The organism is Pseudarthrobacter cremeus, assembly GCF_051857465.1.
Taxonomy (GTDB): domain Bacteria; phylum Actinomycetota; class Actinomycetes; order Actinomycetales; family Micrococcaceae; genus Arthrobacter.
Genome location: NZ_JBPZHC010000002.1, coordinates 259,700 through 275,777, shown reverse-complemented (window position 1 = coordinate 275,777; position 16,078 = coordinate 259,700). Strand labels below are relative to the sequence as shown.

Here is a 16,078-nt window from a genome sequence, read left to right as displayed (position 1 = left end):
CACTGGCCGAATCAGACCCCCAGCTCACACCTTGAAGTACTTGGCCTCCGGGTGGTGGAACACGAACGCGTCGGTGGACTGTTCGGGGTGCAGCATCAGCTCGTCGCTCAGGACCACGCCCATCCGCTCGGGCTTCAGCAGCTCCACCACCTTGCGGCGGTCCTCCATGTCCGGGCACGCGGGGTAGCCGAGCGAGAATCTCGCACCGCGGTAGTCGAGCTTGAAATACCCTGCCGTGTCCTTCGGCTCCTCGGCCGCGAAACCCAACTCCGTGCGGATCCGGGCATGCCAGAACTCCGCCAGCGCCTCGGTGAGCTGCATGACCAGTCCGTTGAGCTCGTAGTAGTCGCGGTACTGGTTGGCAGCGAACATCTGGGAGGTGAATTCTTCGATCTTCGAGCCGGCGGTGACCAGCTGCACCGGCAGCACGTCGATCTGGCCCGATTCGCGGGACTTCACGAAGTCGGCCAGGCACAGGTGCCGGTCGCGGCGCTGGCGCGGGAAGTCGAAACGCAGCCGTTCGGTACCGATCGGGCCGCCCGAGCCGCCGTCGGGGGCGAGCAGGCCCGGGGTGCCCAGGACGCCGTCGCGGTCCTCCCCGTGGTGCAGCACCACCACCTGGTCCCCTTCGGAAACCACCGGGAAGTAGCCATACGCCACGGACGCGTCCAGCATTCCCTCACCGAGGATGCGGTCCATCCAGTACCGCAGGCGCGGCCGGCCTTCGCGTTCCACCAGTTCCTCATAGGAGGCGCCGTCCTCACCGCGGCCGGGCTTGAGCCCCCACTGCCCCATGAACGCGGCGCGCTCGTCGAGGAACGCCGAGTAGTCGTGGAGCGAGACGCCGCGGACGATGCGGGTCCCCCAGAACGGCGGCGCGGGTACGGCGTTGTCGGAGGCGACGTCGGACCGCCCGGGCATGGCCTCCGGCTCGGTCACCGTGAACTTCGCGCCGCCCTTGTGGATGCGCTTCTTCAGCGGCGGAAGGCCGACGGCGGCGGGGTCGGCGCCGCGGGCCACCTGCACCAGCGGTTCCATGAGGGCCAGGCCCTCGAAGGCGTCCTTGGCGTACCGGACCACGCCGTCGAACTGCTCGGCCAGGTCCTGCTCCACGTAGGCGCGGGTCAGGGCTGCCCCGCCGAGGATGATGGGCCACTTCTTCGCGAGGCCGCGGGACTGGAGTTCGGCGAGGTTCTCCTTCATCACCACGGTGGATTTCACCAGCAGGCCGGACATCCCGATCACGTCCGCGTTGTGTTCCTCGGCCGCGGCCATGATCTCGGCGATCCCCTGCTTGATGCCGATGTTGACCACCTTGTAGCCGTTGTTGGTGAGGATGATGTCCACCAGGTTCTTGCCGATGTCGTGCACATCGCCGCGGACGGTGGCGATCACCATGGTGCCCTTGCCCGACGAATCGGACTTCTCCATGTGCGGCTCGAGCAGGGCCACGGCGTTCTTCATCACCTCGGCGGACTGCAGCACGAAGGGCAGCTGCATCTCGCCGGCGCCGAAGCGCTCACCCACCACCTTCATGCCCTCGAGCAGCTGGTCATTGATGATGCCGAGCGGTGACATGCCTTCACTGCGGGCCAGGTCCAGATCGGCTTCCAGGCCCTTGCCTTCGCCGTCGATGATGCGCCGTTGCAGGCGTTCGCCGGTGGGCAGGGCCGCGAGTTCCGCGGCGCGCTGGTCCTTGAGCGCTGCGGTGTCGACGCCGGCGAACAGGTCCAGCATGATGGCCAGGGGGTCGTAGGTGACGTTACCGTCGGCGTCGTATTCGCGGCGGTCATAGACGAGGTCCAGGGCCACCTTGCGCTGTTCCTCAGGGAGAGACGCGAGCGGCACGATCTTGGCGGCGTCGATGATGCCGCTGGTCAGGCCCGCCTGCACGGCCTCGTGCAGGAATACCGAGTTCAGGGCCATGCGCGCTGCCGGGTTGAGGCCGAAGGACACGTTGGAGACGCCGAGGGTGGTGTTGATGCCGGGGTACTTGGCGGTGATCTGGCGGATGGCCTCGATGGTTTCGATGCCGTCCCGGCGGGTCTCCTCCTGGCCGGTGGCCACGGGGAAGGTCAGGGCGTCCACGATGATGTCCTCGACGCGCATCCCCCAGTCGCCCACCAAGGCGTCGACGAGGCGGGAAGCGATGGCCACCTTGCCATCGGTGGTGCGGGCCTGGCCCTGTTCGTCGATGGTCAGGGCGATCACTGCGGTGCCGTGTTCCTTCACAAGCGGCATGATGCGTGCGAAGCGGCTCGTCGGGCCGTCGCCGTCCTCGTAGTTGACGGAGTTGACCACCGGGCGTCCGCCGATGAGTTCCAGCCCGGCCTGCAGGACCGGCGGTTCGGTGGAGTCGATGACGAGCGGGAGGGTGGAGGCCGACGCGAAACGGGAGACGATCTCCTTCATGTCGGCCACGCCGTCGCGCCCCACGTAGTCAATGCAGACGTCCAGCAGGTGCGCGCCGACGCGGACCTGTTCGCGGGCGATGTCCACGCAGTCGTCCCAGCGCTCCTCCAGCATCGCTTGGCGGAACGCCTTCGAACCGTTCGCATTGGTGCGCTCGCCGATGGCGAGGTACGCGGACTCCTGGTCGAAATTCACGTGGTGGTAAAGGGACGCGATGCCGGCTTCCCGCTCGGTGGGAAGGCGGCTGCCGTCGGCGCCCCGCCCGCCGCTGGCGACGGCGGCGGCGGCGGCGGTGCGGAAGGGAGCAAGGCGTTCGACGACGGCGGCCATGTGCTCCGGCGTCGTACCGCAGCAGCCGCCCACCAGGCCCAGGCCGAATTCGCGGATGAACTGTTCGTGCGCGGTGGCGAGTTCGGTGGGTGTCAGCGGGTAGTGCGCGCCGTTGGGGCCAAGGATGGGCAGGCCGGCGTTGGGCATGCAGGCGATGGCGACGGAGGACTGCTTTGCCAGGTGGCGCAGGTGCTCGCTCATCTCGTCCGGCCCGGTGGCGCAGTTCAGGCCGATGGCGTCGACGCCGAGCGGCTCGAGTGCGGTGAGTGCCGCGCCGATCTCGGATCCCATGAGCATGGTTCCGGTGGTCTCGACGGTCACCTCGACGAAGATGGGGAGCCGGATGCCGCGGGACATGATGGCCTGCTTGCAGCCGTTGACGGCGGCTTTGGTCTGCAGGAGGTCCTGGCTGGTTTCGATGAGGAAGGCGTCCGCTCCCCCGTCGCTGAGGCCCTCGGCCTGCAGTGCGAAGGTCTGCTTGAGGTAGTCGTAGCTGGTGTGCCCGAGGCTGGGGAGTTTGGTGCCCGGCCCCATGGAGCCCAGGACCCAGCGCATCCGGCCGTCGGTTCTTTCTGCCGCTTCGGCGCGGTCGCGGGCGATCTCGGCACCCTTCCGGGCGAGCTCTTCAATCCGGTCGTCGATGCCGTAGTCGGAGAGGTTGGACCAGTTCGCGCCGAAGGTGTTGGTTTCGACGGCGTCGACGCCCACCGCGAAGTATGCGTCGTGGATGTCCGCGAGGACATCAGGCCGGGTGGCGTTGAGGATCTCGTTGCAGCCTTCCAGCCCTAGGAAATCGTCCTCGAGCGACAGTTCCCGGCCCTGCAGCATGGTGCCCATCGCCCCATCGGCAATGACCACCCGGTGGTTCACCGCATCCAGGAGGGCCTGGGCGCGGACGGGACGGGGCACGGACTCAATATCAAGCGCAAAACGAGGCATCTAAACAGATTACGTCCGGTGGGTGCAACGTTGCGCTGTGTGTCCGTGTACTACGGCGGCAACGACGGCTTCCCATGGAGCGGCCAGGGGTCAGGATCCTCAAATGGCCGCGACTACCGGTTTCAAGATGCCTTGTGCAGGCGGCGTGGAACGGCTGCGGCCAGGTACTGCTGTCGACAGCGGCTACCGAATGATGGCCGAGTCGTCAGCATCAGCTTGAGGGTCCGATTTTTCAATCTCCGCCGGACTCCGCCGCCGCTCCTCGATCCCGTGGGCAATGTGAAGGATGGTGTCTTCGACGGTGCCCCCGATTGCTTTAGGGACTGAGGCGACTCCTTCGGCCACAGCAGCGGCGCTGATGGCAACCGCGCCTCCAGCTTTTTGGCCCAGACGAATTACGGATTCGTGCCACTGGGTACGCTCGATAGACACTGGTTCCGGCAAGCCAAAGCTTGAGCTGAAGATTCGCAGCAATCGCTGCATTTCCTCAGCGGCAGTGTAAAGCTTGGGCATTTCCAAGGGATTGGTAATGCGTGTGAAAGTATCCACGTCCACTGCCTTAGAAATAGCGTCTGACAGGTTCTTGATGGCCGTGCTGGTCCTGGCCGTACGCTGCTCGCGGGCCTTAGCGATGTGCCGCTCATGAGCAGGGGAATTCGATCCATCGTTCGCGCTACGGACGCCTTCGAGGGAGTCCATGCGAACCATATTTGTGAGAGCCACCGCCGCGATGACCAGCCAGTGCTTGAGTTCTCCCCTTGCCGCTGTCTCAGCATTGTTCACCCGCTTGCCGAAATTACTGACGGCGAGGCCGTCGGCAATGGTGTTGAGATGGTTCAGGGCCACTGCGTGCGCCTGGGCCAGCGCCGCTGCCTGTCCAGACACTTGGTCCCATAAGGCGTCGTTGAGCCGTCCGGTCTCCTCGAAGTATCCAGATGCTTTATCCAGGACGTGAGTTGTGCCCTGCACGTTTCCGAGTGCCTCGTCACGGTTGTCCCGGATGATCGTGTCCAGTTTCGCGTCCACGGCCTCGACGAGGTCGGAGAGGTCTTTGATCGCAACGCGAATTGCGACCGTGGCAGCCAGGAGTTGCACGTTGGCGGCGGATGCACTGTTGACCGGCGAGGATCTCACCAGTTCGATGATCGTGTCGATGCTGCCGTCCGGCTGCCTTAGCACTCCGGCAACGATCCCCGCTTTTTCTTTGACGGACCCTAAGAGCTGCAGGTACCGAGCGTAGGACTCGGGAGTCATGTGAAACGAATTGCCTTCAATGTTCGCCGATATACCCGCGGCGGCCAGCCCGATAATCCCGGCTAGGACATCAGCCACCCCTGACCCCAGGTTCGCACGGTCGTCCGGCTTGACGTCCAGCTTTCGGAAAAGCTCCGCAATTGCCGTCGGATCGCCCGCAACCAAGGCATCGTTGCCGTCGACATACAGGGAAAGCGCGTGGTCGTTGTCAGTCATTGGAACATCTTCACACATACGTCCGACAGAGCACGGCGGCGCGGCTCCGGTCTGCTTCAGCCATCGTTGACTGACTAAGCCACCCTCCCCCAATACAATGCAAGGGCAAGTACGTGCGTGATCGATTGAACGCTGCACGGCAATGGGGGCGCCGCGGTCGGCCATAAAGCGATCGGCCAAATACAGCGCACCCCACTGCCCGCAGCAAGGGAGTGGGAGCAGTGGCCGGCAACAACAACGCCAACCTGGTGTGGAGCATCGCGAATATTCTGCGGGGCACTTACAAGCCGGCTCAGTACGGCTCGGTGATCCTCCCGTTCACCATCCTCCGCCGCCTGGACTGCGTCCTGGACGCCACCAAGGATGCCGTACTCAAGGAAGCAGAGGCCAAGAAGGACCTCAACATCCCGCTGGACACCTTCCTGCAGAAGGCCTCGGGCCACAGCTTCTTCAACACCTCCAAGTTCAACTTCGCCAAGCTCCTCGATGACCCAACGAACATCAAGGCGAACATCCTCTACTACGTCCAGGGCTTCTCCGAGAACACCCGAGACATCTTCGAGCGCTTCGAGTTCTACAAGACGCTCGAGAAGCTGGATAGCTCGGACCTGCTCTACCACGTCACCAAAGACTTCGCCGCGATCGACCTCCATCCCGAGACCATCAGCAACATCGAGATGGGCCTCATGTTCGAAGAGCTCATCCGCCGCTTCGCCGAAGCCTCCAACGAAACCGCCGGCGAGCACTTCACCCCGCGCGAAGTCATCCAGCTCATGGTCCAGCTCCTGCTGAACTGCGACGACGACGTCCTCACCAAAGAAGGCATAGTCCGGTCCATCTACGACCCCACCGCCGGAACCGGCGGCATGCTCACCGTTGCCCAGGAACACCTCCACGCGCTCAACCCGAGCGCCTCCCTCGTTGCGTTCGGCCAGGAAATCAATGACGAGTCCTACGCAATCTGCAAGTCGGATCTGCTGATCAAGGGCCAGGACATCTCCAAGATTTCCGTCGGCGACACCCTCGCCAACGACAAGAACATCGGCCAGCAGTTCGACTTCATGCTCTCCAACCCGCCCTTCGGCGTGGAATGGAAGAAGATCCAGCCTCAGATCCAGAAGGAACACGACCTCCACGGCTTCGACGGCCGCTTCGGCCCGGGCCTGCCCCGCGTCAGCGACGGCTCCCTGCTGTTCCTGCTGCACCTGGTCCGCAAAATGCGCCCAGCGCACGACGGCGGCTCCCGCATCGGCATCGTCCTGAACGGCTCGCCGCTGTTCACCGGCGGCGCCGGCTCGGGCGAGTCCGAAATCCGCAAGTACTTGATCGAGAACGACTTCGTGGAGGCCATCATCGCCCTGCCCACGGACATGTTCTACAACACAGGCATCGCCACGTACATCTGGATCCTCTCGAACAGCAAGAAACAAAAGCACCCGGAGCGCGTCGGCAAGATCCAGCTCATCAACGGTGTCGAATTCTTCCAGAAGATGCGCAAGAGCCTCGGCTCCAAGCGCAAGGAACTCGGACCCAAAGACATCACCAAGATCGTCCGGCTCTATGGCACTTTCGAGGACAACGGCGAGACCTCCAAAATCTTCAACAACCGGGACTTCGGCTACTCCACCATCACCGTTGAGCGCCCGCTCAAGCTTAACTTCGCCTGCACCCAGGGGCGGATTGACGCCGTGCTGACTCAGAAGCCGGTGGAGAAGCTGTCCGACGACGACCGGCAGCTTCTCGAGAAGACGCTCACCCGGCTGGGCGAAGGCGAGACGAAGCTCTGGAAGAACCGAGAGGCTTTCCTCAAGGTCCTCAAGCCGGCCCTTGCCGGTGCCGGCCTCAAGCTCGGCGCCCCGGTCCTGAAAGCCGTTCTCGCCGGGCTCTCCGAACGCGACGAAACCGCCGACAACTGCAGGGGCCCCAAGGGAACACCCGAAGCAGACACGGACCTCCGCGATACCGAAAACGTACCGCTCGGTGATGACATTCAGGCCTACTTCGAAAGTGAAGTCCTCCCCCACGTCCCCGACGCCTGGATCGATGAAACCAAGACCAAGGTCGGTTACGAAATCCCGTTCACCCGGCACTTCTACAAGTACGTCGCACCCAGGTCACTGGATGAGATCGACACGGACCTTAACAAGCTAATCTCCGAGATCACGACGCTGCTGGCCGAGGTCGAGAAGTGACCAAGCTGAAGCCTTATCCAGAGTACAAAGACAGCGGCGTTGACTGGCTTGGATACGTTCCGTCCCACTGGGCAGTTCGTCCGCTAGGAAATTGTTTCGACGAGCGCCGCGAGACAGTCAGTGATAAGGAATTTACACCTCTTTCAGTGACCATGAGCGGTATCGTTCCGCAACTTGAGACAGCCGCGAAAACAGATAATGGTGACAATCGAAAGCGAGTGAACGCAGGCGACTTCGTCATCAATAGCCGGTCCGACCGCAAGGGGTCAGCTGGTGTGTCCGAACTTGAGGGAAGCGTCTCCGTTATATCTACGGTCCTTGCTCCGCGTGCCGGAATAGACCAGCGATTCGTCCACCACTTACTGCGGTGTCAGCCATTTCAAGAGGAGTACTACCGTTTCGGGACCGGGATCGTTGCCGATCTTTGGAGTACAAGATACAGCTCCATGAAGCGAATCACCCTCGCGCTGCCGACAGCAGCGGAACAAACCGGGATCGCGGCGTTTCTCGACCACGAGGTCGCCCAGATCGACGACCTGATCGGCAAGCAGGAGCAACTCAGAGGACTGCTCGCCGAGAAGCGCCAGGCCATCATCACCCACGCTGTTACCAAGGGCCTCGACCCTGCCGCCCCCACCAAACCCTCCGGCATCCCCTGGCTCGACCAGATCCCAGTCCACTGGACAGATAGTCGCCTCAAATTTGTCTTGAAACGCATCGAACAGGGAGTAAGCCCGCAGGCGGATGGTGTCCCCGCTAGCGGTAGCTGCTGGGGGGTCCTCAAATCAGGATGTGTGAACGGCGGAGTCTTCAGAGAGACCGAAAACAAGCAGCTCCCGAGCGATTTCACGATCGACCCGGCGATCGCAGTAAAGGTTGGTGACCTTGTGGTCTCGCGTGCGAGTGGATCCCCGAAGCTAGTCGGCTCGGCCGCGCGCGTGAGAAGCCTCGACTCGCGGCTAATTCTCTCCGACAAGACATTCCGATTTGTGCCCGCGCCCGAGATCGATGCGGATTTCTTGGAGTGGTTCCTCAACTCTCAGTTGTACCGGGAACAGGTCGTCGGAAGCATCAGCGGGGCCGAGGGGCTGGCTAACAACATCTCATCAACGGCCCTCAGCAACATACAGTTGCCTCTCCCGGCATACACGGAGCAGTTGAGAATCGGCGCTCTCCTCCGTCGAGAGACGACCGCTTTAGCCCATCTGGAAGGCAAAGCGACAAAAGCAGTAGAACTACTGCGCGAACGCCGCTCGGCCATCATTTCCGCTGCCGTGACCGGCAAGATCGACGTTCGTGAAGGAGTTGCTTAGGTATGACGTTGCCTCAATGGCATGGATTCGTAGATCCGGTATTGCGGGTCATGTCAGATGGCCAGATCCGCCGGAACGCTGAAATCAGGACGGCCGTAGCAGAACGTACCCGTCTGACCGACGAGGACATGGCTGAGGTGATGTCTTCCGGTGAGGCCCGCTGGTCGAACCGAATCTACTGGGCGGTCTTCGACTCCATGAAGGCCGGTTTGCTGGTGCGCGAGGCGCGCGGGCAGTACAAGATCAGCGACGAGGGCCTTCGACGGGTATCTTCCACTGCGGAAATCACCTATCAGACGCTCATGGAGTACGAGTCCTACCGGCAATACAACAAGAAGTCGAGTGCGCCCAAAGTTGGACTCGTACCGGGGTCAGATGTAGCCGTCCCTCCCGCGTTGGCCGTTGCGGATTCCGATCCCTCTGAATCACTGGAAGCGTCTGCGGACCAGCTCAACCGAGTGGTCATCGACGAGATCTACCGCAATCTGCTCGAGCTCTCCCCCGACGCCTTCGAGCGCCTCATTCCCTTTGTCGTCAGGGCGCTTGGCTACGGAACAGACCGGGAAGACAACCTCAAGCCAACGCAGCGCTCCGGTGACAAGGGCATCGACGGAATTGTGTGGCAGGATGCGCTCGGGTTCGACCGGGTCTACCTCCAGGCCAAGCGCTATTCCGAGGGCAACAATGTCGGCGCTCCCGAGGTGCAGGCCTTCAGCGGCGCTCTGGGCCAGTTCCGCGCCACCAAGGGCATCTTCATCACCACCTCGACGTTCACGACCGGGGCGCGAGCTGTTGCCCGGGACACGGCGCACTACACGCTGATTCTCATCGATGGGCAGCGACTGGCGTCGCTCATGTTCGAATACGGCGTTGGCGTCCAGGTCGACCGCACGGTGGTCGTGAAGAAGCTTGACCAGGACTTTTTCGACAGTTTCTAGGGGGAAACCGTATGGCGCAGCACAATGAAGTGACGTTTGAGGATGAGATCTGCCAGGCCCTTACCGCCGAGGGCTGGCTCTACGAGCCGCACCGCAAGGCCGGTGAGCTTTACGACGCCACGCGGGCCCTGATCCCGGAGGACGTCTTCGGGTGGCTGCAGGACACGCAGCCGCAAGAGCTGGCCAAGGTCCTGAAGCCCACTGACTCCCCCGCCGAACACGAGATCGCCAAGCGGCTGCTTCTCGACCGGCTGTGCAAAGTCCTGGACAAGCCTGCGGCCAAGGAAGCCGGAATGCTCTCCGTCCTGCGCACTGGCTTCAAGGACGTCGCGGCGAAGTTTGAGATGTGCCAGTTCAAGCCGGCCATGGGCCTGAACCCGGAGACGCTGGACCGGTACGGGAAGGTCCGGCTCCGGGTCATCCGCCAGATCCATTACTCCACCGTGGACACCATGAAGAGCATCGACCTGGTCCTGTTCGTCAACGGCCTGCCGGTCGCGACCATTGAGCTGAAGACCGATTTCACGCAGAACATCAAGGACGCCGTCGAGCAGTACCGCAAAGATCGGCTGCCCCGCAACAGCAAGAACAAGGACGAGCCACTGCTGTCCTTCGGCCGCCGCGCACTTGTGCACTTCGCCATCAGCAACGACGAAATCCAGATGACCACCGAACTAAAGGGCAAGGACACCTACTTCCTGCCCTTCAACCTCGGCAATGACGGCCACGCCGGCAACCCCGTCAACCCCAAGGGTTCGGCCACCAGCTACCTCTGGGAACAGGTCCTGCAGCGCGACTCCTGGCTGAACATCATCGGCAAGTTCCTGCACCTGCAAATCAGCGACAAAACCAACCCCGTCACCGGCGAGCGGGAAGTCCGCAAGTCCCTGCTGTTCCCCCGCTACCACCAGTGGGACGTGGTCAACCAGCTCATCGAGACCGCCCGCACCGAGGGTCCCGGCCACCGCTACCTGGTCCAGCACTCCGCCGGCTCCGGCAAAACCAACTCGATCGCCTGGACCGCGCACCAGCTCAGCTCCCTGCATGGCGCCGGCAACGAAAAGATCTTCGACTCCGTCATCGTCGTGACGGACCGGACCGTGCTGGACGCCCAGCTGCAGGACGCGATCTACCAGATCGAGCACAAGTCAGGCGTCGTGGTCCCGATCCGCGGCAACGCCGGCTCCAAGTCCGCCGAACTCACCGCCGCGCTGGCGGCCCGGACGCCGATCATCATCGTCACTATCCAGACCTTCCCGTTCGCGCTGAAGGCCATCGCCGAATCCCAGGCACTCAAGGGCCGGAACTTCGCGATCATCGCGGACGAGGCGCACTCCTCACAGACCGGCTCCACCGCGAACAAGCTCAAGAAGGTGCTGTCCGCAGAGGAGCTCGCGGACGTGAACGACGGCGGCGAGTTCGACGTCGAAAGCTATCTGGCGGCCGAGATGGCCGAGCGCGCCGATGCCAAGAACATCAGCTACTTCGCCTTCACCGCGACGCCCAAGGCAAAGACCCTGGAGCTGTTCGGCCGCAAGGGCCCGGATGGGCTGCCGCAGCCGTTCCACCTGTACTCCATGCAGCAGGCCATCGAGGAACGATTCATCCTGGATGTGCTGCAGAACTACACCAGCTACAAGGTGGCCTATCGGCTCACCCACGAGGGCCGGGACTACGACTCGGACGACGCCCAAGTGGAGAAGTCCGAGGCGCTGAAGTCGCTGATGAACTGGGTGAAGCTGCACCCGTACAACATCAGCCAGAAGGTCCAGGTGATCGTGGAGCACTTCCGCGCCAACGTCGCCTGGCGCCTGGACGGCAAGGCCAAGGCCATGGTGGTTACCGGCTCCCGCAAGGAAGCCGTCCGGTACAAGCTCGCCATCGACAAGTACATCCACGACGCCGGTTACTCCGGCCTGGGCACCATGGTCGCCTTCTCCGGCGAAGTGAACGACGAGGAATCCGGCCCCGAGGCGTTCACCGAGCTGAACATGAACGCCGGGCTCAAGGGACGTACCCTCCCCGAGGCATTCCCCACCGACGAGTACAAGATCATGCTGGTGGCCAACAAATTCCAGACGGGCTTTGACCAGCCGCTGCTCGTCGCGATGTACGTGGACAAGAAGCTCTCCGGTGTCTCCGCCGTGCAGACCCTGTCCCGGCTAAACCGCACCGCTGTGGGCAAGGACCAGACGTTTGTGCTGGACTTCGTCAACGATCCGGAGGAGATCCTGGCGTCCTTCCAGCACTATTTCCGCGAGGCCGCGCTGGAGGGCGTATCCGATCCGAACGTGGTGCACGACCTTCAGGCCAAGCTGGATGTCGTCCAGATCTACCTCGAGTCCGAGGTGGACGGGCTGGTCAAGTCCTACGTTCTGGAGGCGGGCAACAACGCGCTGTCCAGCTGGGTGGCCCCGGCAAAGTCGCGCTTCAACACCCGGTACAACGCGGCTGTTGCTGAGGGCGACAAGGCCGCCCAGGACGAGCTCGACCTGTTCCGGAAGGACCTCGGCTCGTTCGTCCGCGCCTACGACTTCCTCTCCCAGATCGTCGACTTCGCCGACACGAACCTGGAGAAGCGCTCGATCTACTACAAGCACCTCTTGCCGGTTCTCCGCGTCAACGATGCCAAGGTGGCGTTGGACCTCTCCGGAGTCGTGCTGGCGAAGTACGCGCTCAAGGACAAGGGCCAGGCCCAGCTGCAGCTTTCGGGCGAGGATGCGCTGCTGAAGCCACCGACCGAGGTTGGCACCGGGCAGGCGAAGGATCCTGTCTTGGCGACTTGGGAAGAGATCATCCAGCAGGCCAACCTGCCGTTCGAGGGCGAGGAACTGGACGCGGTGGCGCACTTCGTCGAAGGCGTGCGCCGCGAGCTGGTGAAAAACGAGACGCTGCAGAAGCAGGCCCAGAACAACTCCCGGAGCCACTTCGGCAGCAGCCCGCACCTGGAAAAGGCCGTCAGCGACGCGGTGTCCAATTCCATGGACAGCCACTACAACCTGAGTCTTCAGGCGCTCGGCGACGAGACGAAGATGCACGCGCTGCTGAAAATGCTCAGTGAATTGGTCTACGAGGAATTGCAGGGATCCGAGGCACCCTGAACACCCCTACAGAAGGAGCCACTGATTCGTGCCAGATAGCAAAACGGTTCAAATAGATGCCACATGGGTTAAATGGCTCGTCATCAGTCTCTTAAAACCGGCCAACACACCCCAGCCTTTCAAACCCGCAGAGATATAAGGGTCACCTCTGCGCGTTCTTGCCCAGGGTCATTGCTTGATCGACTGCGGCGCCGATTAGCGGCCAAGACCAGTCGATGGTGCGGTTGCGCTGAAGGCCCGTTGGAAGTGTTGAGGAAGAACCCGCTCCATTGACATAGACTCCGAAGACGGGTACATCAGCACTGGCAGCCATCGCAATCTCCTTCACGACACCAGTGGCTGTGCCCATAGAACTGCCCACCAGAACGATCAGCATGTTGGTGGCGCTGATCTTCTGGGCGATCAGTGCTTCCCATTCTGCTTGTGGAAGGGAAGCTTTGCTCGACCAGTCCTGAAGGGTGAAGGGGGTAGGTGAGTCTTTCTTCGCCTGCCCGGCAAAGAGGATCTTCGGGACAAGATCGTTATCGAAATCAAAGCTCAAAAAGGCACGGGGATCTGCCATGACATCTTTCCCTTCATAGATAGGCCTACTTTGCGTCGCGCTCCTAACAGTGTAGGTCGCTGTTGACCGATGGACTGCTGTACACGGTCTTCCGCTTTGTTCTTCTGTGCGTCCGGGTGATCGACCTACGACACGAGCGCTTCAGCGGTTTGTGTACGTACACACATCTAGGCTTGCCTCAGCAGCTTCTTCCCAACATCACAGAAGGGTGGGCCCATGGCCACCAAAGTTGTTTTCATCGCTTTCGCGAAAGAAGACGAAGGCACCCGCAACCTCTTCACCGGCCAGCGAGTCAACCCTTCTACCCCGTTCGAGTTCACGGATATGTCCGTGAAGCAGCCCTATTCCTCCGAGTGGAAAGAGAAAGTGCGAACCAGAATCCGGCGCTCGCAGGGCGTTATCGCTCTCCTCAGCAGCAACACTCCAGCCGCGACCGGACAGCTCTGGGAAATTTCCTGCGCTGTCGAGGAAGGCGTGCCGGTCCATGGAATCTGGATCGAGGACAATTACCGGACCAAGCCCAAGGAGATGGGATCGTCACCCTGCAAGGTATGGACCTGGGCTGGTGTTGCTGACTTCATCGACGGACTGTAGGACTGTGGAGATGAAGAGGGCTCTACTGCTCGGCATTGATCACTACAGCGCCTTTAGCAATCTCGGAGGATGTGCGAACGACGCCGAGGCTCTCGAACCGCTGCTGGCGCGCAACGAGGACAATACCCCGAACTTCGCCTGTCGAACCCTGACCGCCCGTGACAGCAGCGCTGCCATCAGCCGTGACGCTCTTCTGGAACACGTTCATGAATTACTCAGCCCGAGCGGAAGTTTTGCCCTTTTTTACTTCGCAGGCCACGGAACACCTATGAACGGAGACGTCGCCCTCGTGACGTCAAATGGGACGCAAACCACGCCGGGAGTGTTGTTCTCCGAGATCCTCACTCTTATCAATGGGAGCACGGTCAACGAGGTCGTGATCATCCTCGATTGCTGCTTCTCTGGCGGAGCCACCACAATTGGCGCGCTCGGCAACCAATTGGCCAATCTTAGAAATGGTCTATCCGTACTCACCGCCAGCCGAAGCGATCAGGTTTCCATGGAAACTGCTCACGGCCGGGGCCAGTTCTCCACCTATCTTGAAGGCGCCCTGGACGCTGGCGCCGCCGACGTTCTTGGGCACGTCACCGTCGCGGGCCTATATGCCTACCTGTCGGAGTCCTTTGGGGCTTGGGAACAACGCCCAACATTCAAGGCCAACATCGATCGGCTACAAGACATCCGTAAGTGCGACCCGCGGGTGCCACTTGAAACGCTGCGTAAGCTCACAGACTGGTTTCCCAGGTTTGACTATGACTTCCCGTTGGACCCCTCCTTCGAGCCGACGGAGGAAAATAGCAACCCTGCAAACGAAGCGATATTTTCCGGACTTCAAAAGTTCCGGGCTTGCCGGCTCATCGAACCCATCGATGAGGACCATCTTTACTTCGCAGCCATGCGCTCCAAAGGGTGCAGGCTCACTCCGCTCGGAAGACACTACTGGCGTCAGGTTAAGGCAGGACTCATATGACCATCGTCGGAATTACGGGCCACCAATCCATCCCGGATGTCGCACGCCAATACATCCTCGACGGCGTCCGGGAGATACTCTCCATGCAGCCGACGCCTTTGGTTGGCCTCAGCAGCCTCGCCGCAGGAGCTGATCAACTTTTCGCCTACGAAGTACTTGCAGCCGGTGGTGACCTCCATGCTGTCATTCCCTCAAAGCACTACGAAGAAACGTTCTCGGAGGTAGACCGCTCCTGCTACTTCAAACTGAGGAACCGGGCCACTGAAATCAAAATACTGGATTACGAGGCGCCCTCAGAAGAAGCATTTGATGCGGCTGGCCGCACCATCACGGAACGATGCGACATCATGATTGCAATTTGGGATGGTAAGGCTGCGAGGGGACAAGGTGGCACCGGAGACGCTGTCGAACACGCCCGCAGCAACGGTAAACCCGTACACATCATCTGGCCTGCGGGTGTCACTCGGGACTGAGCAAAAAATCCAAATTGGCTTAGCCGCACGAAATGATGGAGTAGGAACAATGAGTCAAGGGCGAGAAGTCGAGGACGCGCCGGCGTTCGAGATGCTACGGTACCCGGCGGCAGATATCACAGCAGCTGAGTTCGAGGAATACGTCGTGGAGACACTGCGAAGTGTTCACAAAGAGCTGGACAACGTCGTAGTCACCCTGCACGACGTCCTTGAAGGAGTTGATGGCTCATACGATATGGACGGCACCATGACCTTTGAGAGCGGCGGTATGAAATTTCGGGTGCTCATCGAAGCCAAGCGCCACTCCCATCCCATCAAACGCGATATCGTTCAGATCCTTCATCAGAAAATTCAAAGCACGGGGTCCCACAAAGGCGTGATCTTTTCAACCTCAGCGTTTCAGCGAGGAGCTCTAGACTACGCGAAAATCCACGGCATTGCCCTCGTGGTGGTAACCGAAGGAAGATACACCTACGTGACACGGTCGGCGACCAAAGCGCCGCCCCTCACTCGAGAGCATGCACGCACCATAGGCCTCCCAGACTTCACCGGCCACGCATACACTGCGAACCCCGAAACGGGAGAAACTAGCGTGACCATCGCCAGCCAGGAGCACCCTAGCTACCTGGCCAAGATCCTTATGTCCCAACCGCCGAATGCATCATCGATCTGACTTAAGAAAGTCCTCAACGAATGGCGCCCTCGCGGAAATGGCGTACGTCCGAAAAAGAAGCCCTAACTGACCGGCACTCGGGGTAGCAGAAATGAGCGATCAAGCTCCGGT

Annotated in this window: 11 protein-coding genes; 8 read left to right on the top strand and 3 right to left on the bottom strand. The window is 61.4% G+C overall.

Annotated features, from left to right (window positions below; all coding sequences use genetic code 11):
- Nucleotides 1-24 precede the first annotated feature (24 nt).
- A complete protein-coding gene (gene metH, locus ACS5PJ_RS04940) occupies nucleotides 25-3,681 on the bottom strand; it encodes a methionine synthase (RefSeq protein ID WP_439433797.1) in 3,657 nt (1,218 codons plus the stop codon).
- Nucleotides 3,682-3,864: 183 nt separating this feature from the next.
- Nucleotides 3,865-5,151 (bottom strand): hypothetical protein, encoded by a 1,287-nt coding sequence (locus ACS5PJ_RS04935; RefSeq protein WP_439433796.1) that lies wholly within the window; start codon nucleotides 5,149-5,151, stop codon nucleotides 3,865-3,867.
- A gap of 221 nt (nucleotides 5,152-5,372) precedes the next feature.
- Between ACS5PJ_RS04935 and ACS5PJ_RS04930 the strand changes: the two genes are divergently transcribed.
- The 4 genes from ACS5PJ_RS04930 to ACS5PJ_RS04915 are packed head-to-tail and all read left to right on the top strand — an operon-like array spanning nucleotide 5,373 to nucleotide 12,695.
- Nucleotides 5,373-7,343 (top strand): type I restriction-modification system subunit M, encoded by a 1,971-nt coding sequence (locus tag ACS5PJ_RS04930; RefSeq protein WP_439433795.1) that lies wholly within the window; start codon nucleotides 5,373-5,375, stop codon nucleotides 7,341-7,343.
- Entirely contained in the window at nucleotides 7,340-8,656 is a 1,317-nt protein-coding gene (locus ACS5PJ_RS04925; protein WP_439433794.1) for a restriction endonuclease subunit S domain-containing protein, read from the top strand. The genes ACS5PJ_RS04930 and ACS5PJ_RS04925 overlap by 4 nt, the downstream gene beginning before the upstream one ends.
- 2 nt (nucleotides 8,657-8,658) lie before the next feature.
- Complete coding sequence (locus ACS5PJ_RS04920; RefSeq protein WP_439433793.1) at nucleotides 8,659-9,594, top strand: restriction endonuclease; 936 nt, start codon at nucleotides 8,659-8,661, stop codon at nucleotides 9,592-9,594.
- A gap of 11 nt (nucleotides 9,595-9,605) precedes the next feature.
- Nucleotides 9,606-12,695: a type I restriction endonuclease subunit R gene (locus ACS5PJ_RS04915; protein ID WP_439433792.1), complete on the top strand. Its 3,090-nt coding sequence runs from the start codon at nucleotides 9,606-9,608 to the stop codon at nucleotides 12,693-12,695.
- 142 nt (nucleotides 12,696-12,837) lie between these two features.
- Here the strand turns inward: ACS5PJ_RS04915 and ACS5PJ_RS04910 are convergent, their stop codons facing one another.
- The gene (locus ACS5PJ_RS04910) at nucleotides 12,838-13,257 is read right to left on the bottom strand and encodes a TIR domain-containing protein (protein ID WP_439433791.1); all 420 of its coding nucleotides are present in this window, start codon (nucleotides 13,255-13,257) and stop codon (nucleotides 12,838-12,840) included.
- Between the two features lie 216 nt (nucleotides 13,258-13,473).
- Here ACS5PJ_RS04910 and ACS5PJ_RS04905 point away from each other — a divergent pair, with 216 nt between their 5' ends.
- Genes ACS5PJ_RS04905 through ACS5PJ_RS04890 form a run of 4 tightly spaced genes read left to right on the top strand, consistent with a single transcriptional unit; the run spans nucleotide 13,474 to nucleotide 15,967 of the window.
- Nucleotides 13,474-13,851: a TIR domain-containing protein gene (locus ACS5PJ_RS04905; RefSeq protein ID WP_439433790.1), complete on the top strand. Its 378-nt coding sequence runs from the start codon at nucleotides 13,474-13,476 to the stop codon at nucleotides 13,849-13,851.
- A gap of 10 nt (nucleotides 13,852-13,861) precedes the next feature.
- The gene (locus ACS5PJ_RS04900; protein WP_439433789.1) at nucleotides 13,862-14,821 is read left to right on the top strand and encodes a caspase family protein; all 960 of its coding nucleotides are present in this window, start codon (nucleotides 13,862-13,864) and stop codon (nucleotides 14,819-14,821) included.
- On the top strand, nucleotides 14,818-15,294 hold the full coding sequence (locus ACS5PJ_RS04895) for a hypothetical protein (protein ID WP_439433788.1): 477 nt from the start codon (nucleotides 14,818-14,820) through the stop codon (nucleotides 15,292-15,294). The genes ACS5PJ_RS04900 and ACS5PJ_RS04895 overlap by 4 nt, the downstream gene beginning before the upstream one ends.
- A 49-nt stretch (nucleotides 15,295-15,343) precedes the next feature.
- Entirely contained in the window at nucleotides 15,344-15,967 is a 624-nt protein-coding gene (locus ACS5PJ_RS04890) for a restriction endonuclease (protein WP_439433787.1), read from the top strand.
- The last annotated feature ends 111 nt before the right edge of the window (nucleotides 15,968-16,078 follow it).

Coding starts and splice junctions, on each gene's coding strand:
- metH (WP_439433797.1), bottom strand. CDS start 3,681: ATGCCTCGTTTTGCGCTTGATATTGAGTCCGTGCCCCGTCCCGTCCGC.
- ACS5PJ_RS04935 (WP_439433796.1), bottom strand. CDS start 5,151: ATGACTGACAACGACCACGCGCTTTCCCTGTATGTCGACGGCAACGAT.
- ACS5PJ_RS04920 (WP_439433793.1), top strand. CDS start 8,659: ATGACGTTGCCTCAATGGCATGGATTCGTAGATCCGGTATTGCGGGTC.
- ACS5PJ_RS04915 (WP_439433792.1), top strand. CDS start 9,606: ATGGCGCAGCACAATGAAGTGACGTTTGAGGATGAGATCTGCCAGGCC.
- ACS5PJ_RS04910 (WP_439433791.1), bottom strand. CDS start 13,257: ATGGCAGATCCCCGTGCCTTTTTGAGCTTTGATTTCGATAACGATCTT.
- ACS5PJ_RS04905 (WP_439433790.1), top strand. CDS start 13,474: ATGGCCACCAAAGTTGTTTTCATCGCTTTCGCGAAAGAAGACGAAGGC.
- ACS5PJ_RS04900 (WP_439433789.1), top strand. CDS start 13,862: ATGAAGAGGGCTCTACTGCTCGGCATTGATCACTACAGCGCCTTTAGC.
- ACS5PJ_RS04895 (WP_439433788.1), top strand. CDS start 14,818: ATGACCATCGTCGGAATTACGGGCCACCAATCCATCCCGGATGTCGCA.
- ACS5PJ_RS04890 (WP_439433787.1), top strand. CDS start 15,344: ATGAGTCAAGGGCGAGAAGTCGAGGACGCGCCGGCGTTCGAGATGCTA.